This window comes from Beduini sp. (assembly GCF_047239305.1).
Lineage (GTDB): Bacteria > Bacillota_I > Bacilli_A > Erysipelotrichales > Coprobacillaceae > Beduini.
In genome coordinates, this window is the sequence record NZ_JBKTEM010000018.1 from 1 (window position 1) to 21811 (window position 21811).

Here is a 21811-nt window from a genome sequence, read left to right on the forward strand (position 1 = left end):
TAATGATTTTCCTGTAAACTTTCTCATAATTAATCCTCACAATTATTTGTTAATATAAAACACACATAAGAAAACACCTTCGAAATATCAAAGGTGTCCTCTCTTATTTATAATGTATTTCTCCACAATTTGTAAACACCCAATTATCTAAGGTGAATTTCTGTCCCTCACAATCTACATCTAGTTCTCTACTTTCCACAAAATCTTCACTTACTACTACAATAAAATTCTTACCATTATCTTTTACTAAGTAAAACTCATGATCCAAATGTTTCATACTATTAATAAATTCTGGAATTCCAAAAGGAGCGTCTGTAAAAAATCCTAATGCGAAGTCTACTGTTTTCTCTGTTTTTGTTAGTTTCTCTTTACCTAATAGTGTGTATATTTTTGCAGTTGGAAACTTTTCTCTCATAACTCGATCTTTCTTCGCTTTCTTTAATCCTTTTCCATATTTTGTTAAATCAATGGATTCACGAATTACTACTTTATCAATACTTGCATTATCATCAATTAAATAATCTACACTAACCTGAAATAATTCAGCAATAGCTTTTAAATTTGTAATATCTGGAATCCCTTTATCACTTTCCCATTTTGCGATAGCAGATCTAGATACGCTTAACTTTACCGCTAATTCTTCCTGCGATAATCCATTCTGAATTCTTGCATCTTTAATTTTTTCTCCTAATGTCATACATATCCCTCTTTTCGAGTACATTATAATCAGAAAATTTGTTTTTCGTCCATATACGAAACGTGAAAAGAGTGTTACGTATCGTAACACTCCTAATGCTTTTACTAATATTCTCTTTTTTAAGACACTAAATCTTTCGTTTTATATGTGATATATCCTTCATAGTGATAACTATTGTCTATCCCTTTCATAAATACATCCCTGTCATAGATGCGTTCTATAAGTGCATTTTTAAGAATATACTTAATTTCAACATCTTTTATCGCACTTCTTTCCATTGCTAACAAATAGTCTTCTTTATCTACCTTACTCCAATCAACAACTAGATTTAATTCTTTTTTAAGAATCACGTCTAGCCAAATTCGCATACTTCTACCATTTCCTTCTCTAAAAGGATGTGCAATATTCATTTCAACATATTTTTCAACGATTTCATCAAAATTTGATTGAGGCATCTTTTCGATATTACGAATAGCTTCCTCAAGTTACATTACTGGAGCAAATCTAAAATTACTTTTTGCGATATTAACTGTTCTTATTTGTCCAGCAAAATCATATATATCGCCAAACAATTCTTTATGTATAAAGGCAAGACTAATAAACTTACTTGTCTCCAATTTATCTAACATACCAGAATCCCAAAGTTTAACAGCATTTATTTTAGACATTCTTTCTTCTTCACGAGCAAGCTCAGAAGAATCTATAATTCTCAATTTATTTTCTAATGTCATAAAATAGACCTCCATCATTATAAATATAATACTATATTTCAAAAATACGAAAAATATGATTTAGTAATTGTTTTACTTATTATTTAACTACTTAATCTACAGGTAAAATTATTTGAAAATGAAACATATTGTCTTTTTCTTCTATAAAATAGCTTCCATTATATTTTTCAATCGTTTCTATTATATTATGAACACCATATCCTTTATGTCCTCTTTTAGTAGACAGATATATTTCATTATCATATATCAATTCATTTGAATGTGAATTTTTTATCGTCGAAACAATAAAATTATGTACTTGATTAATTTCTAGGTATATCGTTTTATTCACACTATGATTTACCGCTTCTAACGAATTTTGGATTAAATTTGAAAAGATAATGACTAAATCAATATCTTTAATTTTTTCAAATGTAATTCTTCTATTGATTTTAGTAATTAATTTAATATTATTCTCATCACATTTTTTCTTTAAATCCATAAACATAATATTTAACAAATCGTTACTAATAATATATTCACTCTCTGGAGATTGTTTTAATAACTCATTTACATACATGTTTGCGCGATTATCATTCCCACTTGTATATAAACCACGAATTACTTCTAAATGTTTTTTTAAATCATGATAATATTTATACTCTTTTTCCATAGTTTCAAGTTTTAATTTATAGGATTCTAGGCGTAAATTCGATTCCATCTGATTCATTTCATACTTATATTTTAATTCCTGTATTTCTTCATTCACTTCTTGTTTATAACTAAAATAATAAATCCCCATAGCAAAAAACGGGAAAAACAAAAACCATACAACCATTAAATATTCCATTTTTATCCTCCTAAACTTGAATTTATAAAACGATGAAATAATATCTTTATTTCTCGTGTTTTCTTTTGGGATAAAGGTATTCTTTCTTCGTTTGACATTATAATTTCTTTACTCTTGAACATTTGTACGTTTTCAAAATTAATAATAAAAGATTTATGAGGTATTACAAATACATTTGAGTCTAGCAAAGTATAAATAGAACTAATTTTATTTCTGATAACATAAACTCTTTGATTTGTGACCATTTTTACAACTCTACTTCCATATTCCTTACTTTTATCTAAATACTCAAAATACAAAATTTTTGACTGCTCCACATTTATATTCCCAAGTGTTGTTTTGAAACTATAAATTGGATCCTCTTTGTCTTTAAAATAGCCATATACCATTAGATCATTTATGAAATTATCTATTTTATTTTGACTTATAGGCTTAGAAATATAATCAAAAGCATGTACTTTATAAGAGTCAATAATATATTTGTTATAATTCGTGATAAATACAATTATTACGTTTTTATTTTTATCTCGAATCTTTTTTGCTAATTCGATGCCATTTGTTCCTGGCATTTCCACATCTAACACAATTAGATCCCAAGTGCTAAAGTCATCGTTAAGAAGCTCACTAGGATGATTACACATGAAGATGGTACTTTGTATACCTTTCTCTTTAAAACAGTGAGTCAAACAATCTTTTATTAAAGTTGTAATTTGCTTTTCATCATCTATTATCAAAACTCGTATCATATTCCCACCTCAAACTTACATAAACATAATATCTTATTTATATAACAATTCCTAATTAATTTATATATCATAAAAGCAGTGTCTACCACTGCCTTTAATTAGTAACATACTCTTTAAATTTTTCGTATGCTTCTTTATATAATTTTAGCTCTTTTGCATCTATTTCTTCACTTGGAAAATACAGCATATCATATTGAATTATTTCTTTTAATCCTTTGCTATCCGCAATTTCTTGATTTTCCCAAATATCAAAATTATCTTGTATTATAGGATTTTCAACAATTCTAAAATTGCCATATCTTAAAGAGGAATACATATATGTATTTTTATCTGCTGGATTTATTGCCTTTTCAAAAAACACTAAATATTTTTCGTCTTTCTTCAGGGGTAGATTACCAGAAACATAATTCACTTTTACGCGCACTCTTTCAACATCTTCAATCATCTCTTCTTGTTTATCAATACTATAAACCATATCATATATCTGAATTGTGTCTTGTTTTTTTATTATTTTACTTTTAATCACTTCCTCAACAACAAATTTGGCTAACAGTCCTTCTCCTGAAACTTCATAATCTTTCATTGTTACAAGTGCAACATTTTCTGCATTTTTTTCTAAATCTGAGAGAGTTTCTATTTGTTCGTCTGTTTCATATAATTTTTTTGAAAATTCCCAAGACGAAGAATGATACAAAAAAGGATACTCCACATCTTTTTCTACTGCTAACACGTACCCAAATTCAAAATTATCAATAATATCATCATAATGTAGAGATTTGGCCATATAGTTACCCCAAAAGGACATCATAGGAAACATTAGTAAAGTAATCATACAAATAACTTTTAAAATCGTAATAGAAGAAATTCTTTTTTTTGATTTCATCATAAATGTAAGCCCCCTTCTACTTTTTCTATTTTTCCTGCGTCCATTTTATAAATTACGTCACATAGTTTTAATAAATCTTCTTTATCATGTGATGCTATCAAAATAAGTTTTCCTTTTGCTTTTTCTGTGTGTATGAAATCGTAGATGATTTCCAACCCTTTTTCATCAATTCCATTGGTTGGTTCATCTAAAATTATAATCCTTTGATTTTCCATAAAAGCCTGTGCAATATTTAATCGCTGCTTCATTCCTAACGAATATTCTTTAAATTTCTTATTGCGTTCTTCATATAAACCAACTTTTTTTAAAATATTATTTATGTGATTTTTATCTTTTTTGTGATTGATAGTATACAACATTTCTAAATTTTCATATCCACTATGATGCATATAAAAACCTGCATTTTCAATTAATACTCCAATTTGGCTTAAATCAAATTTATTATTGATAATTGAGTTCCCATCTACAACTATATCTCCTTCATTTGGCAGAATCAGTGTTGCAATTGCCCTAAATAGCATTGTTTTTCCTGAACCATTTTTACCATATAGTCCATATACTTTACCACTTTCAAACGAAACGTTAATTTTATCTAAAACAACTCTATCTTTAATTTTTTTCGTATAATTTATAACTTCTAATTTCATCGATCTTTTCCTCCCAAGAAATCTAGCTTCAGATAAAAATTAAATATTAGTATCATACATATAATGATAGACATGATTGAAACTAGATTTATTTCATATCCTGCAAATAAAGATACAACAGGAATAACATTTATAAGTGAAATATTCATAAGTATTAATAATGCAATTACATTTGCTATAAATGCATAAATAAAATTTTTAAAATAAATAGATAATGTCAAAATCGTAAATGAAAATGTTATATTTTCTATAATATACTTCAAAATTACTTTTATTGTTTCTCCATCATATATAAGTTGTTTCTCAGCACTACCACCTATCCATACTGCTTGAATGATAAGTGCAACAATAGAAAAGAAAGATATATTCAATAAATGTGTAATCATGCATTTCACATACCCTGTTTTTCGATTTTTATATCTAACACTAAAATTTAATATATAAAGATAACTATTTTTGCAAGCCAAAAAAACGCTAAATAATATGGGTGTAATCCATATTAATCTAAGGATTGGATCATCTTTTAAATACGCCAATATTGTATATAAAAACTTAGTAGTGCTATTTTCGAAATAGTTAACAAATAATACTGTTCCACTTTTCAAATATGAAATAATACAAATAAAAAGTATAAATACACCGATTTCTTTCCATGTTATCTTTTTCATTAAATATAATCCTTCTTTCTTAGAGCTAAAAGAAGTGGCACAAGAGCTAATAAGAATGTAAAAATCAAGCAATAAATAGCTGGCATTAAATAATATAAAGTATTAAATTGCATCGCGTACGCTCCTTCTCCAAAACGAATAATATGTTCTGGGATTTGTGTTCCTGAATGTAAAATACTCATATATATATTGTAAGCACCAAGCAATATTACATCATGTCCTATTTGTAATGCTAAAACAGAAAAATATACAAAAATTTTATTTTTTATAAAGAAAGAAATACTATATCCAAAACCTGATAAAAAACTAATAATAAGTGAGATTCTTGCATATTCCAAAGTTGTATATAAAAACGGATTTTCAATCATTAATTCTTTAAGTAAAGCTGGATAAATATCAATATTAAAAGCCGGACTTCCATGACCTATAGCTACATATCCATCTTTAAAAACACTAATTAGAACCATATAACTCAACATAAAACCTAAAAATACAATAATGAAGGTTACAACTAACGAAAGCATCCATCGTATTTTAATACTTCTTTTCATATCTATTCGTGGATATAATGTATTCCCAGTGTTCTCATATAAATCTTTCCAAGAAGTATCCGCAAAAATCATATTACAAGCTAATGGTATTATTAAATAAAACAAAATATACATTAAGCTTCCATTATTCATAAAAATTGTGTGTAGAATTGCTCTTTCTTCCAAGGAAGGATACAACATACCATTTAAACCTGGTTGAAACTGTGTAAATAGATAAACAAGATGAATCCACATTACAATAATGAACGCAAGATACAACTCCTTTCTATTTAATAAGTATTTCAAATTAAATTTAAGTTCTTTCATCCTCTTCTCCTTTCTTCAAATGTATACATTATCTTTATCTTATAAGTATCATTAAAATAAAAACGGCACAATAGCCAATACTTATAAGATATATTTAATACTCAAAAGACAAAAAAATAATACGCTAGTTTTCTAACGTATTATTTAGCTATTTCAATTCTTTTTTCTTTCATTTCATTATATACATCTACCGCAACATAAGTGATTAAAAATACCGCGAATGAAATAATAGGTACGCCTATAATCGCATGCATGGATAAGAATGGAACATATGCTTTAAATAAATCTAATACAATAATATGTCCATAATAAATCCCTAATGAACACTTAGAAATCTTTTCAATCCATGTATAATTGAAATCCACTTTTTGAATCATTAAAATACGATGAAATGCACACGCAGACGCTATAACAATAAAGAAATTTTTATAATATAAAACCTTTTCTACATTATCGCTCATTAAGGCCCATACACATAAATAAGTTAAGCAAACGGCACATCCAATACCTGTAAAGTATTTATTGATATCTAATTTATATTCATATAAATATGCACCTAACATAAAATATCCAAAGTAATAAGAAGAGCCTCCAATAAATGGAATTTCATAAGCCAATTCTAAATGGAAGAAAGAAGATACATATGTAAATAAAAGAATAGCAAACCACATTAATAAGAAGTTACGTTTTGCTTCTTTTGCTAGATTTTGATATAAAGTTTGCATGTATGGTAAAGCGATATAAATACCTATCATAACATACATATACCAAAGATGTTTTGTTACTGGATCATAAACAATATCCACAACTTCATGTACAGATGTATCTTTAAAGAATATTTCCCATAAACCATATACAACACTCCACCCTAACAATGGAATGAGTGCGATTTTAATTCTTTTTAATGAAAATGTAATCTTGCGATTCATTAATAACGCCCCACTAATCATAAAGAATAGCGGTACACTAATTCGTGTAATAACATTAATTACTAATGAAACAATATACGATGTATTGATTACATCAATGATCAAGTTTCTTCGATAAAAGTTACTCACGTGTAAAATGATTACAAATGCACAAGACAATACACGTATAAATTCTAGATGCATATCCCTTTTCTTCATAGTATTTCCCCTTGTTTAATGTTTTTATTGTAACACCTTAAGAAAATATATGCACAAAAATTAACGTTTCTTTACGAACATCGCTCCTGCAATCGAAACGATTGCTATAACTACCCAACCTAATCCTAGTGAATATAGAGGTAAATAATGACACAATCCTGTAATAAATGGAATTGTAAACCCTATATTCTCAAAAGCATAAATTACACTCACAATTCCTACTGTTGTGATAGTAAGTGGGTACACATATGGATTTCCCTCAAATGTTTTATTCGATAATCCCATTACAATTAACATAATAGACATTGGATAAATCATGTCTAATAAAGGAATCGATAAACTTAATAATGTATTTAATCCCTGATTACAAATCGCAAATGAGAATACAGTAATAATAGCCACCCATTTCTTATAGTCAATTTTTTTAGTAAGTGTAGAATAATATTGACTACAAGAAGTAATTAAACCAACACAAGTTGTAAGACAAGCAAGTGTAAAGATCGCGGCTAATAAAATCGCACCCATCTCACCAAATACTTGGTGTACGATACAGCGTAATGTCCAAGCTCCATTTTCTTGAATACTAAATACTCCCGAACTACACATTCCCATGTACGATAACATGAAATATACAGAAGCTAAAATAATACCTGCAATGACTCCGCATTTACAAATAATATTAATTTTGCTATCTTTTTCATTTATTCCTAATCCCATAATTGTTGTAGAAATTACAAATCCAAAGTTTAATGCTGCGATGGTATCCATAGTCATATATCCTTCTAAGAATCCTTTTACAAATGGATTTGTTGCATAGGCTTCTTGTGCATCCACGACTACTTTTTCACCCTTAAACACAAATCCGATAAATAACACAACAATTAATACTAATAATGTAGGTGTTAAATATTTTCCAATACGATTTACTAGTTTATTTGGTGATAAAGCCAACCAAAAAGCAATCGCAAAAAAGACAAACGAGAATATTAATAAGAATAATTTAATATTACTTCCTTCTGGCAAGTATGGTGCTACTGCCATTTCAAAAGGAAGAGAAGCTGCACGAGGAATCCCTAGTCCTGGACCAATGGATAAATAAATTAAAATTGAATACACGACTGCAAATTTTGGATGAACCTTACTTGCTAAATTTTCTAATCCATCAAATTGTGCAACAACAATAACACCTAATACTGGTAAAACCACCGCTGTAATACAAAACATCAAAAGTGCCTGCATGGTTAAATTTCCTGCATTTTGTCCTAAGAACGGTGGAAATATTAGATTTCCAGCCCCAAAGAATAAAGAGAAAAGCATAAAACTTACTAGTACTGTTTGTTTCTTTGTTAACTTCATAATAACCCCCCTGATAAACAAAAAAATCGCCCAGCAAAGGACGATTTACACCGTGTTACCACCTTAATTCCCAGTTTCCTGGCTCTCTTCACATCTATCAATGTGCTTCACCTTTAACGTGGCTTAACTCCGGCGCCCCTACTTACTTCAGTTTGCTTCTAAAGGATGATTTCGTTTATTGCTTCAATGATAATTTCCACCAACCATTATCTCTCTATAAAATTCACAATAAATTACTTGTTCCTCTCAAATGAATTTATACAGATATTCTAATCGATACAAAAAGGTTTTGCAACCTGATTTTTATTCTATACATGGAAACAGAAACAATTCCGTGCAGATTTATTTCTATCCTCCATCTGTACATAGTGAAAAAATAGTGTAATTTTAGTGAAATTATTTCTCATAAATAGAATATTTAGCATCTTCAATTTCTACATTAAATGTATTTTCATCATTCAATATTTTTCACTACATTTCAAATAAATCGTTAGAATTTACAGTATTTGATGTGCATCTTCTATTCGCATTTATATAATCAATCAAATATACAATCTCTTTATTTGGTAACTCTACTTTATATAATTGCTCGATTTCAGATAAAATATCCTTAATTAAAGAAAACTGTGGATACCTATCTTTATCAAATTCATACTTAATATCATCCAAATAGTTTTTATTTGTAACCATTCTTTCGATTAAACAACAAATATGAATATACAAGCCTAATGTACCACCGCTACTAAATTCCGTCTGTAACTCCTTTTGAAGTTTATCAATGATATGCTCGACACTCACAATAATCTTGCGAGGATCAATGATATTCAAATGACTCATTAAGTTTTCTAACGAAAAATTTTTAATAATACTCTTCTTAAATGAATACACTTGCTCTGAATTCATTTTACCTTGGAATAATTCATAAATGACTTTTTCATCTTGCTTTTCTATCAAACCTTCAATAGACAAAAATGGAATCTTTTCAATTTTTGGATCCTGATTTCCCACAATAAACAACACATTATACTTCTCAAACATCGAGAATTCATTACCCTCAACTTGTAAATTCTTAAAGTCGTAGGTTAATAATTGTACATTTAATGAATGAGGTAAACTTTTATCGATCAATTGAGCTATTTTATTCGCCATACCTATACCCGATTCACAAATGGATAATATCACATCTTGTTTTATTCGATTCTTAACAAAAGAATATTTACTATAATTCGCTTCACTAGCATTCTTTAAAATCGATTCTATATTTTCATTTTGCATAATACGATTGGCCACATCCAAAGCCATACGAGTTGTCACATTATTGATAATTCCTATATCTGTTTTAAACTTATTCCCAAGACCATCATTAATTTGTTCAAGAGATCCCATATCTACCAATACTATCAATTCATTACAACTTCTTGTATTCTCAATTTTTTCAATTAAACGATTAGTAATCTGCTGAACATCACTGCTAATCGGCATATCAATAGCATCAAATACGTGTTGTCCAACCAATTGATTCACAACTTCTGCTATTCCGCTAGCAATCGAATATCCATGAGAAATAATAATTCCCGGAATTCTACTAGATTCTACATCCTTCTTTAAATAAGATAGCAAGAAAAACAAATTCATTTTTCCAACCAAATTCTTTTTCATTAATTCACTATCACTTAATAAAATCAACAACTCATTCGCAATCTGTATTTTATAACTATGCACACTGGATAAGTGTTCTAGTAACACTTCAATCATTTTGGTTTCTTCTTCAAAGTTTAAGTCGTCATACTGCATGGAATGTTTATTATCAATAATAAACTTTGATAATACTCTTATTTCATGATTAGAAAAGTTAATTGGCAAATATTTATGACTAATGATATTAGTAATATTGGTCATAAGATTGATAATCATTTTTTCCGTATACTGTTCAGGATTCAACTCCTCAAAATACAAATAATCAACATACTTCCCCATTTTTTCTGTACATTTTGTTACTAGAGAATTCAAAGAAATCTTTTTGCTCATCCATTTTTTAGTTAATTCAATAAACTCAATATCGGTTGCATATAACTCATTTTCTGTCGTACTATAGTCCTTGATTTCTTCAATTCCCAACATAATTCGATCATCTTTTAAACTATTAATAATTTTAGATTGATTCTCAATAATATAAATTGGTAAATTTGCCATCTTCACAGTTATTTCTCCTCGTGGAGAAGAAACCAAACTATTCGCTATCATGAATTTAATTACATTCTTCAACTCGCCGATGTTACCTGTATATTTATAATTTAATATCGTTTGATAAGCTTGCCTACTAATTTTTATTGTTCTAGCTGTTGTATATTCTTCTTCAGATAAAACTTTATAAATAATTTCCTTCTTTTCTTTTAAGAAACGCTTATCTAACGGTGGTAATGTTACTACAATTGGAATCCTTCTCAGCAAAGTCTTTAACAATACATTATTAGGATTCTCTGTCGTCGCAAATATCAAACGAATTTTAGAAGAATACCAAGTCTCATTGTCTCCAACCTTATGATAAATCCCCTTATCCATGAACAAGAAAATCTTCTCCTGACACTCTGGTTTAAGACTATGAATCTCATCCATAAAAATCATCCCATTATTCGCAATACTCAATAATCCTTCTTTATCCTCGTCTGCACCTGTATAAGCCCCTTTCTTATATCCAAACAAGTTTGTCAAAAACAGTTCTGGATTATTTGAATATTCAGCACAGTTTACTGTAATAAACTTACCATCCATGGGAATCAGACCTTTTTGCTTGCCATATTCAAACAATAAACTTGCTAAAAAACTCTTTCCTGTTCCAGATTCCCCATACAATAATACTGGTAATCCATTATTAGGGTATGTTATTGCGGCTTTGCATTGCTCGACACTATATTTCAAGCTCCCATTATAGCCAATCAAACTTTCGCAGACATTATGTTTTCTTTCAATAAAATTTTTGAAATCTTGAACTGAAGCATAAGAATTATCCATATTTGCTATACGATAATGCTTTATTAACTCTTGCATATGAAGATAAATATTTGGTTGGTTATTTATTTTCACAAGTATACCAGCATTATGTAACTGTTCCAAAATTTTTGAAATTTTTTGACGCGACTGTCCAATTTCTATTGCCAATCCAATAGCTGAACACTCTTCGATTGTACCCCAATGAATTATCTTACTTTTTACTCGTAATGTCTCTTCAACTTGATGTTTTAAATCTGCCATTTTTATTAAGCTCCTTTTGTAATTCTTTATTTTTATCTATATAATAATTATAATACTATTAAAATAATATATCATTGAAAGGCATGACTATGGAAAATATTACCAAAACAAATTCTCAAAAACAAGAACCCATAATCAAACCAAGTGTAACTACTAGCGCGACTTTTAATCCGTCATATGTACGCTCTTTAAAAGTTCTTAGCATGTCTAACGAACAGCTGTTTTCTCATTTCAGAAAAGTTATAAATCATAATCCATTTATCGAATATCTTCCACATAAGGTATATAAGGACAATCAATTAACTGTTTTTGACTATATGCAACAAGAAAAAACTCTTCAAGATGATTTGTTATTTCAACTAGAAACTTATCGTGGAACATATTCTAAAAAGATTTGTACATTTATTATTAATTCTCTAGATGAACATGGTTTTTTATTATATTCAATCGATGAATATTGCTCATTCTTAAAAGTAGAAACTCCAGAATTTCTGAATAATCTAAAAATTATACAATCATTTGAACCAACTGGAATCGCGTGTGCAAATAGCATTGAATCTATAAAACTCCAGTTGCTACAAGATAATCAAATATTTGCATATCACTTATTTTCAAATTATCAAAATGAAATTATTCATAAACAATTTAATACTATCGCTCTTGAATGTAACACAACAGTTGAAGAAGTCATGGAAACTCTCTTGATAATTAAAGACATGAATCCTTACCCCGCATCTTCCTATCAATCTAAAACTTTTAATTATGTGTATCCAGATATCACAATTGAAATAGATAATGCAGATATTTTGATTAAGCAAAATGATTATGGTTCAATTAGTTATACCAAAGACTATTACAAAGATATTCATAATGATCCAGTATTAAAACAATACTTCAAAGATGCGTCTATTTTAATTGCAGACATCAATAAGCGTAATGCAACATTATTATTAATATGTAATGAGTTAGTAAACATACAAAAAGATTACCTTATTTATGGGAAATCTCTTAAAAGATGTACAATCGCAGAACTATCCATTAAATTAGGTATGCACAGTTCCACAATTAGTCGCACAATCAATAATAAGTACTTTGAAATTAATCAACAAATATTTCCGTTAAATAGTTTATTGATGGGAAAAAAAACGAAAGATTTAACAGATCCTATTCAAAAAGCCATTCAACTAATTGTAGCGAAAGAAAACCCTTCTTTTCCATACAGTGATTATGAGATAGGTATGTTATTAAAAAAACAAAATATCAATATTTCTAGAAGAACCATTAATAAGTATCGCAAAATCATGGGAATCGAGAATTCATATAAAAGAAGAAAAGACTATAGTCAATAGATGAGCACTTTGAAAACTACAAAATGCTCATCTTATTTTATTTTAAGTACGCAATAACCTCAGCCAAATCTTTGCAAATAAAGGTAGCACGATTTCTTGTTTCTCCATCAACATAAGCGATATCTGGAATGTACCCCACTTTCATATTCGCTCGTACTGCGGCCTCGATACCTACACTAGAATCTTCTAAAACTAAACATTCAGAAGGTTGTACATCTAGTTTTTCTGCAATTTTTAATAAAATGTCTGGATTTGGTTTGGGGCGTAAATCTTCACCTGTCATCAACACATCAATTTTCATTTCAAATCCTAAGTAATGTAATACTTGTTGAATAATTTCTTTAAAAGAATTACTTGCTATTGCAATTTTATAATCATTCTTTTTTAAATATTCGTACAATTCTCTAAGGCCCGGTTTATTCGCATCTCCAGGTTTCTTAAAAAACAACGGGAAATATTCTTTTATCATATCTGTGGTAACTCCTTCTTTAATATGTTTAAACTTCGGATATTTTTGAATGACTTTTGCAGCATTGTCAGGGCCAGAGCCTGTTATCTTACAATACTCTTCAAATGACAATTGAAAATTGTATTTACTACCAACTAAATTAAATAACAGAAAATACATAGGTTCTGTATTTACCATAAGTCCATCCATATCAAAAATAACCACTTTAATATTATTCATTTAGCCTCCTATTTTGACATGTATAATATCATTTCTATAATACTTTTGTAATTCTTCTTTTTTCATCATTGCCAAATTCCCCATTGGATATGACAATCCTAAATGATCATACTTCGATTTTCCAAGATTATGATATGGTAATAGATTTATTTCTGGTATGCCTAATTCAATAGCTAAAGAAATAATCCCTTGAATTGTTATCTCATCATTATTAAATGTAGGAATAACTGGCACACGAATAACAATTTTTGATGCATCTATTTTTGCTAATTTTCGAAGATTCTCTAAAATACGATTTCCATTTCCTTTAGTAATTTCTTTTATTTTTTCTGGATTTATATGTTTTACATCAAATAGAAATAAATCAATTTTATTTTGAATCATTTCAATTTTATCCCAATCTGTATCACCGGTTGTTTCCACTGCCGTATGAATCCCTTGTTCTTTGCATGCATCTAACAAAGCGCATAATGCGTTATATTGCATGAATGGCTCTCCACCTGAAATAGTGATTCCACCACCTGATACATCATAATAATCTTTGTCTTTCATTATAACAGCCATAATCTCATCAATTGTACTTTCTTTTCCTATGAAATAAATGGCATCAACCAAACAATTTTTAGCACAAGTTTTACAATTTATACATGTTTTTCGATTGATTACAATTTCTTCATTGACAAATTGAATTGACTTTGTCGGACAATTTTCTGCGCATGTACCACACAATATACATTTGCTCTTGTTATACATCAATTTTTCGCCAGTTGTTTGAGATTCAGGATTAGCACACCAAGGGCACTGTAAAGGACAACCTTGCAAAAAAATTGTTGTCCTTACACCTGGGCCATCATGAATCGCAAATCGTTCAATTTCCATCATCTTTGCTTTTACATTCATATTAGAATCCTTCATACAATGTTCTAGATAACAATTCTTCTTGTACAGCCCTATCTAAATTAACAAATACAGCACTAAATCCACTTACACGCACAATCAAATTAGGATATTTCTCAGGATGTATCATTGCATCTTCTAATGCATATTTATCAACAACAGTAATCATGACTTGACATCCACCTTTTTTAAAATAGGTTTTTATCAACATTTTAATCTTATCCATATTTTCCTTAAAGAATGTTTTTTGAAACTTAATATTTTGTACAGAACCCACATGATATTTTGCATCAAACTTTGTCAACGAATTCAACATTGCCGTTGGACCATTTTTATCAGCACCACCTTGTGGATTATTCGATGGATTCAAATACATACCGAATGTTCTTCCATCTGGTGTAGCGGCAGTATGCAATCCCCAATCTGTATTCGTTTGGTTATTAATGATAACTATTCCATAATAATCTAACCCTTGTTCAACCCCTTGTTGCCAAATTCGCTTTGCAACTCTTTCATATACACGATTAGCAATTTCATCTACATCATCTTCGTCATTACCATACTTTTTACAATTTATCAGTTCCTTACGCATTTTTTCTTGATCTTTGAAATTATTCAAAAGTGCATCATTAATTTCTTTAAGCGTATATTTTTTATCATCAAAAACTAATTTCTTAATCGCATATAAAGAGTCTGAACAATTGATATTACCAAAAATTTCGCAGCACCCTCCTAGATATTTAACACCACCATCCAGTAGTGCTTTTCCTTTCGTTACACAATTATTCATTAAAATCGAATTATACAAGAAAGAAACTTCTGCATTTAAATTTTTATACGAATTAATTTGAGCTTCCACGCACAAATCTACATAATAATCCATCAATTTACCAAATTCTTCAAATAACTCTTCGAAAGTCTTGATTTCATTCAAAGATTTCACTTTATGACTACCGGCCTTATATACATTATCAAAAGGATCTACACCCGCATTCATAGCGATATTTAAAGTTTTTGCTAAATTTATAACTGAATTTGGTGTACCAACTGTCATTCCGACTAAATTCATTTCTCCACAGCCAAAAGGCGCATATTGCTCAGCCTCTTTTTCACTTACACGCATGCAATTCATAAGTCCAGGTACATGTACAACATCATTATATAATGTTGGATATGTTGCTCCATCTGCCAAACACTCCATCGCTTTATCAAAAATATCTTTTGGTGTATCTTCATATAAGCGTAAAGTAAATTGTGGTTCCACGTATCGGCATTCATGGCATACTTCCAAAGCAATTCTCGTAAAAGTATCTGCCGCCTTAGGATTTCTTCTACCTCTACCACCAACAATGATTCTTCCGTTCACTGTTGTTCGCTTATTTTCAATCATCGTCCAAAGATTTTTAACATATGCTTTTGCTTGTTCATAACTAATCACTTGTTTATCTAAATCATTTTGCAAGTATTCTCCCAAAACATCATCCATTCTTCCGTAGTTAATAACACCCGCAAAAGTTGCATATAACCAGAACAATTGCATAGCTTGATGGAAAGATTTTGGTGGTTCTGTACGAATAAGACCTAAACTATCAATAATGGTTTGAATTTCTTTTTTTCTTGGGTCGCTGTAACTTTCTAATTCATTTTCTAGTTTTTCTTTTAAATCATCACAACAAACAGTAAATAGGTCTAACGCCTTTATAGAACATTTATAGAATTGATTATCGACATCTATTGTTAATTGATCATTAATTTCTTTTTTAAGTCCTACAATTCCCTTATCCATTAATTTATTGTAGTCTAGCATCATACCACTGATTCGCGTTAAAGATGAAACAGGCGCATATGTCCAATTAATTGTATTTGCCATTGTATTCACAACACCATCTGTATAATCATGCATAAACTTTGTCTTTACATCTTCTGCTTCCCAATAATTCGCCAAAACATCTACTCTTTGTTTCAAGTCTTCTGTTTCTAATTGTTCTCTAAATTTATTTAAATTATAATTATGACAATAATGTGCAACACCACCTAAAGATGTCACACTACCAAATCCAATTGGTAATGCATCATATCGTCCAACAAACAAATCCTCATTCATTAATTTTCTAAACATTCTTGGAAACAGGACACTTTGACATGCAATTTCTCTTTCCTCTTTTGATAAATTTGCAGTTTCCTTATGAACTTTAGTATACTCTTCCATCACTTCTAATTGTTCTAGTAGTGGTTTTTCACAAGGTAATTTTGATTTAATTTCAATATTTGTTTTTCTTGATGTTATATTCATTTTACTCACTTTTTCCTCCTGTATTTTAAAGAAATATGTCCTCAATTTGGGTGTAGTACTCCATCTTGAGGGCATAAATCCAGAGATATATAAATTACATTATGATTATTTAACCGTATATAAATACTCGCTTTTCTCTTCCCATTCTACCATTCAAGAACTAAACTACACAATACCAACGGCGTGTAATGCGATACATGCAACTAGTAAAATAACGATTAATATAACTGGTGATACGTTTTTCTTCTTTAAGAAATACATGCAACCCAATACTAAACTTAATGGTAAAATACCTGGAGCAATTCCATCAAGAATGCTTTGTAAATAGAATTCAGAACCATTCATTGAGAATTGATATGCAAATTTCATAGATACATTAAGATATGTCATACCTCCCACAGTCATTAAACCAACAATAGTAGCTGCCTTAGTTAAGAATCGCATAATTCCATTTTCTTCTGCATTTTGTAAGAAACCAGTTCCCATATTGAAACCAATAACTGGTAATAAATGTCTTGCCAACGTTGAAGGAATATTATAAACAATAAAATATAATAATGGTCCTAAAATACTTCCTGCAACTCCAAATGATACTGCTATTCCTGTTGCAATAACTTTTAATGAACCCCAGAAAATAGAGTCTCCAATACCTGCTAAAGGCCCCATCAATGAAACTTTAACCGCGTTAATTGATGTAGTATCATAATCTGGATTTTCAGCAGCTTCTTTTTCCATAGATGCTGCAACCCCCGTAATAAATCCAACAACCTGTGGTGTTGTATTAAATAGTTCCCAATGACGTTTGTATGCATCAATTCTATCTTTTGGATCTTTATAATATCGATTAATAACTGGTATCATTGTATATAAGAAAGACAATGCTTGTTGTTTTTCCCATTGATATCCTCCCATAGCAGTCATCGAACGCCAAACAATAGAATTCATCATTTTTTTGTCTTCAGATTTTACTGTGAAAATACCATTTTTCTTGCTAGTCATTAAATAACACCTCCTCGTCTGTTGTTACTTCGACTTTGTGTTTATCTTTACCTTCTATGTTGTATAATACGAATCCCCATAAAACACCGCAAATTGCAATACCTAACACTGGAATATTAAAGTAAGCTGCTAGCACAAATCCGATAAAATAGTAAACAGCTAAAGATTTGCTCCACATCATCTTTAACAATAAACCAAAACCAACTGCTGCCAAGCATCCAGTCGCAACACCTAAACCACCAGTAATCACTTCAGGAATTGAGTTCATAAATTCTGTTACTGCTTCCGCTCCAAGTAACACAACTAAGAATGAACAAGATCCAATTAATAAACTATAAATAATTTGTCCAACAAATAAGAATGGTCCAATTTTTTCAACTTCACCATTTTCAACCCACTTATCTATCCAAGGATTTGTAAAACTACGAACAGTAAATACTAATGTTTGCAATTGAGCCATCAATAACCCTGCAGGAACTGCAAGTGTAATTGCTGTTTCTAATTCCATACCAGCTAAAATTACAAACGCTGTAGCAATCGCTGTACCATTTGTAACATCTGATGGAACACTACCAACATTAACTAAACCTAAAAATACTAATTCAGCGGATGCACCGCAAATAATACCTGTCTCTAAATCACCTAACACTAACCCTACCAATGTACCAACAATGATTGGTCTATCAGTAAATGTATGACCTGTCATATAGTTAGTAAAGAAGCAGACAGCTACAACTAATCCTACTAATAACGCTTCAACGAACATCTATCATCCCTCCTTATATCAATGAATTAAATTTTCTTTTCGTATCTGCAGGATCTGTTCTAGTATCAATCTCGATACCAAAATCTTGAATCTTTTTAATATTATTTGTATCGTTTGGTGTTAAACAAATTTGAGCTGTAATCATTTTTCCATCTTCTTGACCAATGTTACGCATTCCACCAATATTACATGATTCAATACCCTTAACAGATTCTGCAATTTCCAAAGCATCATCACTATTTTTTACAATAATCATTATTTTGTTTTTATGGCTTGCTGGATTATTTAGTAATGCAATACCATCTTTTACGGTTCTTATAGCAATACCTACATGAGAAGGTTTTGCCATTTTCATTCCTAATTTCATCAAATCATTATTAACGACTTCATCATTTGCAACAAGAATCGCATCAACATCTAGAACCCCACACCACATCAATGCAACCTGCCCATGTAATAAACGAGTATCAATTTTTAATTGTTTAATCATTCAAAACCCTCCTTTATTCCTTCGCTCATTCCCTTCACTCGCTCATGATTTAGCATAAATGTGTTTTTTGCTGAACTTTGAATTGATTTATCAATAAGTTCTGAAATATCACAACAATTGTCATTTAAAATAACTTCTAAAATCATTCCCAAGTTCATTCCTGAGATAAGATATACATCTTTATTGTTACATAAACAAAGTAGACTATTATGTACGCTTCCGCCTAATAAATCTGTAAATATAATGTACTCATCATTAGGATTCTCATTTATTTCTTTATACATAACGTCATAGATGGCATCTGGTAATTTATACTCCGACAAATCATAACTGACTAATCCTTTACTACTTCCAGTTATCATTTCAACGGCTGAAACCATTCCTGAAGCCAGTTTTCCATGAGATGCAATATAATATCTTCTCATTTTATCCTCCTTTCGTTCACCTTTTATATAGCAAGATTTCGTGCCAAGTAATAATTTTGATAATTAATTATACGATTTACTTAGTCTTTACATGTCATACCGCTTTTTTGCATCTTATGTTAAGCATCTCTTTATTGAATTGTTTGTTGATATAATGAAGATGAAAAAAAGGAGGAGTAAAAATGAAAGCTACTTTAAAAAGAAAAACTCAAAAATTTGTAGAAGATGGAAAAAAGCATGAAGTGTGGCAACAAGGACGCTCCTATAATTTAGGAAGGTTTATTTTGTCATTAACACTATTATCTGGTGTTTTATACATGTTATTTGTTTCATTCTAAAAATTCAAAAAGCCAAGTTACATACGTAATTTGGCTTTTTCTTTCTTGTTATTGCTTTTTCACTCTACTAAATTAGCGAAAAATAGTGAAATTTTAGTGTAATTATTTCTCATAAATAGAATATTTCGCATCTTCAATTTTTACATAAAATGTATTTTCATCATTTAATATTTCTAACATTTCCTCTTTGGATACGTGCGCCAAATAACCTTTTACTTCCAATTCTTTCTTTTCAATTCTTTCTAATTCCTCTTCTATCAATACTTTATGCGTTTTTTCTGATCGAAAATCCAATGCCTTCAAGAAATTCTCATGTTTTAATAAAGTCATAAGTCTTGTCTTATAATACTCATAAAAATCATTCGAAGTATTTCCTTCAAATCCGCTAATATGATAACTTGGTGTCTCATCCATTGTTTCTATATAAGAATATCCATCAATTCCCGTAAAAGAAAATCCCATATGTTCGCCAGTCATTTGATTATTTGTTAATACAAAACGATATTCATAAGAAGGAATATTTTTTTCATTCCAATTATTTAATGCAATTGGATTTCGATATGTTACATATACTTCATATACACTGGATTCAGGCATCTTTCTTACCTCTTCGATCATTTCATACTTTTGCTTTTCTTTCCATGTATCCATATTTCCGCCATATTCACAAACACTCGTTTCTTCATTACATGCAAATTCATAACCTCCATATAATGGTAAGAGAATCTTTGACTTTTCAATCGCATACATTACAGGATCTTTTTGATTTATGTCATTTGAAAAAGTGTTTTCCCAACTTCCTTCTATCATATATTTACCAAAGCCAATATATTCAATTTTTATAGTATTATTATAATCTTTACCATTTCCAAAAATACTTACATAGTTGTTCACCAAAAAATCATAATAGTCTAAATACCAATCTATTTTTGCATATTCACCTTGCGTACTTAGGGATTTTCCTTCTCTTTTTTCATATAACTGTGCTGCAAATTTTTCTGAATATGGATCATAGTTCGTTTTACGTACTATAAAATCCGTTCCATAATATACAGATACTATTATTAATAGAATTGTAATAATTGATAAAACTACATTTTTTATAATGCGCTTATTAATGCTAACTATAATATTTTTTTCTATTTGTTCATCTTCTTTTAGTTCAAATAATTGTTCAAACTTGTCTTCCATTATATGTACCCTTCCTTTCTGGCTAATTCTTTTAGTTTTTCTTTTGCTCGATATCGTATCAATCGAACATTGGAAACACTTAAATGTAAATAATTTGCAATTTCCTCATCTTTCAAATGAAATTGTATTGTTAAGAGAAGTACACTTCTCTCTGGTTCTTTCAAATGATAGATTTGTGCATACATCCATCTTTTCTCATCTTCTTTAATATAATGCTTTAGTGCATCATAGGGATCTTCTATAATTTCAATCGGATATTCTACAATGCGTTTCTTTTTCTTATATTCATTAATAAATTGATTCTTAAGAACAACTAAAAGCCAATTTTTTATATTTCCACTACCTTCTTTATAACTTAAGAACGCTTTTACAAAACTTTCCGATACTAAATCTTCTGCATCATGACGATTTTGGCATAGTGAAAATGCATATAAAAATAATGCTCTATGATATTTATGATAGATTTGTTCTATTATATCTCTCTTCATCTTTACTTGCCCTTTCACCTATATAACAATTATATAAGTAAAACATTACAAAAAAAGTAATAAAAATAAACGATTTGTCTATCTTTATTAC

At 29.5% G+C, this 21811-nt stretch carries 21 protein-coding genes and 1 pseudogene; 2 read left to right on the forward strand and 20 right to left on the reverse strand.

The genetic code is table 11. The features are described 5' to 3' along the window. Positions 1-103 precede the first annotated feature (103 nt). The 11 genes and pseudogenes from ACLRVU_RS14500 to ACLRVU_RS14550 all read right to left on the reverse strand — a co-directional run bounded on the left by ACLRVU_RS14500 (position 104) and on the right by ACLRVU_RS14550 (position 11796). Positions 104-697, reverse strand: a complete 594-nt coding sequence (locus ACLRVU_RS14500; protein WP_238135213.1) for a helix-turn-helix domain-containing protein — start codon at positions 695-697, stop codon at positions 104-106. Positions 698-816: 119 nt separating this feature from the next. Beyond that, positions 817-1428 (reverse strand): annotated as a pseudogene (gene fic / locus ACLRVU_RS14505) (protein adenylyltransferase Fic). A 91-nt stretch (positions 1429-1519) separates the two neighbouring features. Further along, positions 1520-2257 (reverse strand): GHKL domain-containing protein, encoded by a 738-nt coding sequence (locus tag ACLRVU_RS14510; RefSeq protein ID WP_238135214.1) that lies wholly within the window; start codon positions 2255-2257, stop codon positions 1520-1522. 2 nt (positions 2258-2259) lie between these two features. After that, a complete protein-coding gene (locus ACLRVU_RS14515) occupies positions 2260-3003 on the reverse strand; it encodes a LytR/AlgR family response regulator transcription factor (RefSeq protein WP_238135215.1) in 744 nt (247 codons plus the stop codon). Between the two features lie 94 nt (positions 3004-3097). After that, positions 3098-3889 carry a hypothetical protein gene (locus ACLRVU_RS14520; protein ID WP_238135216.1) on the reverse strand — a complete coding sequence of 264 codons (792 nt, stop codon included), beginning with the start codon at positions 3887-3889 and terminating at the stop codon, positions 3098-3100. Next, positions 3886-4536 (reverse strand): ABC transporter ATP-binding protein, encoded by a 651-nt coding sequence (locus ACLRVU_RS14525; protein ID WP_238135217.1) that lies wholly within the window; start codon positions 4534-4536, stop codon positions 3886-3888. The genes ACLRVU_RS14520 and ACLRVU_RS14525 overlap by 4 nt, the downstream gene beginning before the upstream one ends. Then, complete coding sequence (locus ACLRVU_RS14530; protein ID WP_238135218.1) at positions 4533-5204, reverse strand: hypothetical protein; 672 nt, start codon at positions 5202-5204, stop codon at positions 4533-4535. Before ACLRVU_RS14530 ends, ACLRVU_RS14525 begins: the two co-directional genes overlap by 4 nt. After that, on the reverse strand, positions 5204-6061 hold the full coding sequence (locus ACLRVU_RS14535; protein WP_238135219.1) for a hypothetical protein: 858 nt from the start codon (positions 6059-6061) through the stop codon (positions 5204-5206). The genes ACLRVU_RS14530 and ACLRVU_RS14535 overlap by 1 nt, the downstream gene beginning before the upstream one ends. A gap of 140 nt (positions 6062-6201) precedes the next feature. Continuing rightward, positions 6202-7188 (reverse strand): acyltransferase, encoded by a 987-nt coding sequence (locus ACLRVU_RS14540; RefSeq protein WP_238135220.1) that lies wholly within the window; start codon positions 7186-7188, stop codon positions 6202-6204. A gap of 60 nt (positions 7189-7248) precedes the next feature. Beyond that, a complete protein-coding gene (brnQ, locus tag ACLRVU_RS14545; RefSeq protein WP_238135221.1) occupies positions 7249-8544 on the reverse strand; it encodes a branched-chain amino acid transport system II carrier protein in 1296 nt (431 codons plus the stop codon). 471 nt (positions 8545-9015) lie between these two features. Further along, a complete protein-coding gene (locus tag ACLRVU_RS14550) occupies positions 9016-11796 on the reverse strand; it encodes a sigma 54-interacting transcriptional regulator (protein ID WP_238135222.1) in 2781 nt (926 codons plus the stop codon). An 89-nt stretch (positions 11797-11885) separates the two neighbouring features. Here ACLRVU_RS14550 and ACLRVU_RS14555 point away from each other — a divergent pair, with 89 nt between their 5' ends. Then, positions 11886-13145, forward strand: a complete 1260-nt coding sequence (locus ACLRVU_RS14555; protein WP_238135318.1) for a hypothetical protein — start codon at positions 11886-11888, stop codon at positions 13143-13145. Positions 13146-13182: 37 nt separating this feature from the next. On the opposite strand, the gene ACLRVU_RS14560 is transcribed toward ACLRVU_RS14555, so the two are convergent. The 7 genes from ACLRVU_RS14560 to ACLRVU_RS14590 all read right to left on the reverse strand — a co-directional run bounded on the left by ACLRVU_RS14560 (position 13183) and on the right by ACLRVU_RS14590 (position 19703). Continuing rightward, positions 13183-13833, reverse strand: coding sequence for an HAD family phosphatase (locus ACLRVU_RS14560; RefSeq protein WP_257317329.1), 651 nt, complete (start codon positions 13831-13833; stop codon positions 13183-13185). Then, the gene (locus ACLRVU_RS14565; protein ID WP_238135163.1) at positions 13834-14733 is read right to left on the reverse strand and encodes a glycyl-radical enzyme activating protein; all 900 of its coding nucleotides are present in this window, start codon (positions 14731-14733) and stop codon (positions 13834-13836) included. A gap of 1 nt (position 14734) precedes the next feature. Further along, on the reverse strand, positions 14735-17023 hold the full coding sequence (locus tag ACLRVU_RS14570; RefSeq protein ID WP_238135179.1) for a pyruvate formate lyase family protein: 2289 nt from the start codon (positions 17021-17023) through the stop codon (positions 14735-14737). Positions 17024-17188: 165 nt separating this feature from the next. Next, positions 17189-18022 (reverse strand): PTS system mannose/fructose/sorbose family transporter subunit IID, encoded by an 834-nt coding sequence (locus tag ACLRVU_RS14575; protein WP_238135164.1) that lies wholly within the window; start codon positions 18020-18022, stop codon positions 17189-17191. Further along, positions 18015-18788, reverse strand: coding sequence for a PTS mannose/fructose/sorbose/N-acetylgalactosamine transporter subunit IIC (locus ACLRVU_RS14580; RefSeq protein ID WP_238135165.1), 774 nt, complete (start codon positions 18786-18788; stop codon positions 18015-18017). The genes ACLRVU_RS14575 and ACLRVU_RS14580 overlap by 8 nt, the downstream gene beginning before the upstream one ends. 13 nt (positions 18789-18801) lie before the next feature. Further along, complete coding sequence (locus ACLRVU_RS14585; RefSeq protein ID WP_238135166.1) at positions 18802-19278, reverse strand: PTS sugar transporter subunit IIB; 477 nt, start codon at positions 19276-19278, stop codon at positions 18802-18804. Next, positions 19275-19703 (reverse strand): PTS sugar transporter subunit IIA, encoded by a 429-nt coding sequence (locus tag ACLRVU_RS14590; protein WP_238135167.1) that lies wholly within the window; start codon positions 19701-19703, stop codon positions 19275-19277. The genes ACLRVU_RS14585 and ACLRVU_RS14590 overlap by 4 nt, the downstream gene beginning before the upstream one ends. Before the next feature lie 182 nt (positions 19704-19885). On the opposite strand from ACLRVU_RS14590, the gene ACLRVU_RS14595 reads away from it, so the two are divergent. Continuing rightward, on the forward strand, positions 19886-20041 hold the full coding sequence (locus tag ACLRVU_RS14595) for a hypothetical protein (RefSeq protein ID WP_238135168.1): 156 nt from the start codon (positions 19886-19888) through the stop codon (positions 20039-20041). Between the two features lie 102 nt (positions 20042-20143). On the opposite strand, the gene ACLRVU_RS14600 is transcribed toward ACLRVU_RS14595, so the two are convergent. After that, positions 20144-21232 (reverse strand): hypothetical protein, encoded by a 1089-nt coding sequence (locus ACLRVU_RS14600; RefSeq protein WP_238135169.1) that lies wholly within the window; start codon positions 21230-21232, stop codon positions 20144-20146. Beyond that, positions 21232-21720, reverse strand: coding sequence for an RNA polymerase sigma factor (locus ACLRVU_RS14605; RefSeq protein WP_238135170.1), 489 nt, complete (start codon positions 21718-21720; stop codon positions 21232-21234). The genes ACLRVU_RS14600 and ACLRVU_RS14605 overlap by 1 nt, the downstream gene beginning before the upstream one ends. Positions 21721-21811 lie beyond the last annotated feature (91 nt).

Excerpts from the sequence above, each read along its gene's own strand:
- ACLRVU_RS14500 (WP_238135213.1), bottom strand. The coding sequence starts at position 697 with ATGACATTAGGAGAAAAAATTAAAGATGCAAGAATTCAGAATGGATTA.
- ACLRVU_RS14510 (WP_238135214.1), bottom strand. The coding sequence starts at position 2,257 with ATGGAATATTTAATGGTTGTATGGTTTTTGTTTTTCCCGTTTTTTGCT.
- ACLRVU_RS14515 (WP_238135215.1), bottom strand. The coding sequence starts at position 3,003 with ATGATACGAGTTTTGATAATAGATGATGAAAAGCAAATTACAACTTTA.
- ACLRVU_RS14520 (WP_238135216.1), bottom strand. The coding sequence starts at position 3,889 with ATGATGAAATCAAAAAAAAGAATTTCTTCTATTACGATTTTAAAAGTT.
- ACLRVU_RS14525 (WP_238135217.1), bottom strand. The coding sequence starts at position 4,536 with ATGAAATTAGAAGTTATAAATTATACGAAAAAAATTAAAGATAGAGTT.
- ACLRVU_RS14530 (WP_238135218.1), bottom strand. The coding sequence starts at position 5,204 with ATGAAAAAGATAACATGGAAAGAAATCGGTGTATTTATACTTTTTATT.
- ACLRVU_RS14535 (WP_238135219.1), bottom strand. The coding sequence starts at position 6,061 with ATGAAAGAACTTAAATTTAATTTGAAATACTTATTAAATAGAAAGGAG.
- ACLRVU_RS14540 (WP_238135220.1), bottom strand. The coding sequence starts at position 7,188 with ATGAAGAAAAGGGATATGCATCTAGAATTTATACGTGTATTGTCTTGT.
- brnQ (WP_238135221.1), bottom strand. The coding sequence starts at position 8,544 with ATGAAGTTAACAAAGAAACAAACAGTACTAGTAAGTTTTATGCTTTTC.
- ACLRVU_RS14550 (WP_238135222.1), bottom strand. The coding sequence starts at position 11,796 with ATGGCAGATTTAAAACATCAAGTTGAAGAGACATTACGAGTAAAAAGT.
- ACLRVU_RS14555 (WP_238135318.1), top strand. The coding sequence starts at position 11,886 with ATGGAAAATATTACCAAAACAAATTCTCAAAAACAAGAACCCATAATC.
- ACLRVU_RS14560 (WP_257317329.1), bottom strand. The coding sequence starts at position 13,833 with ATGAATAATATTAAAGTGGTTATTTTTGATATGGATGGACTTATGGTA.
- ACLRVU_RS14565 (WP_238135163.1), bottom strand. The coding sequence starts at position 14,733 with ATGAATGTAAAAGCAAAGATGATGGAAATTGAACGATTTGCGATTCAT.
- ACLRVU_RS14570 (WP_238135179.1), bottom strand. The coding sequence starts at position 17,023 with ATGAATATAACATCAAGAAAAACAAATATTGAAATTAAATCAAAATTA.
- ACLRVU_RS14575 (WP_238135164.1), bottom strand. The coding sequence starts at position 18,022 with ATGACTAGCAAGAAAAATGGTATTTTCACAGTAAAATCTGAAGACAAA.
- ACLRVU_RS14580 (WP_238135165.1), bottom strand. The coding sequence starts at position 18,788 with ATGTTCGTTGAAGCGTTATTAGTAGGATTAGTTGTAGCTGTCTGCTTC.
- ACLRVU_RS14585 (WP_238135166.1), bottom strand. The coding sequence starts at position 19,278 with ATGATTAAACAATTAAAAATTGATACTCGTTTATTACATGGGCAGGTT.
- ACLRVU_RS14590 (WP_238135167.1), bottom strand. The coding sequence starts at position 19,703 with ATGAGAAGATATTATATTGCATCTCATGGAAAACTGGCTTCAGGAATG.
- ACLRVU_RS14595 (WP_238135168.1), top strand. The coding sequence starts at position 19,886 with ATGAAAGCTACTTTAAAAAGAAAAACTCAAAAATTTGTAGAAGATGGA.
- ACLRVU_RS14600 (WP_238135169.1), bottom strand. The coding sequence starts at position 21,232 with ATGGAAGACAAGTTTGAACAATTATTTGAACTAAAAGAAGATGAACAA.
- ACLRVU_RS14605 (WP_238135170.1), bottom strand. The coding sequence starts at position 21,720 with ATGAAGAGAGATATAATAGAACAAATCTATCATAAATATCATAGAGCA.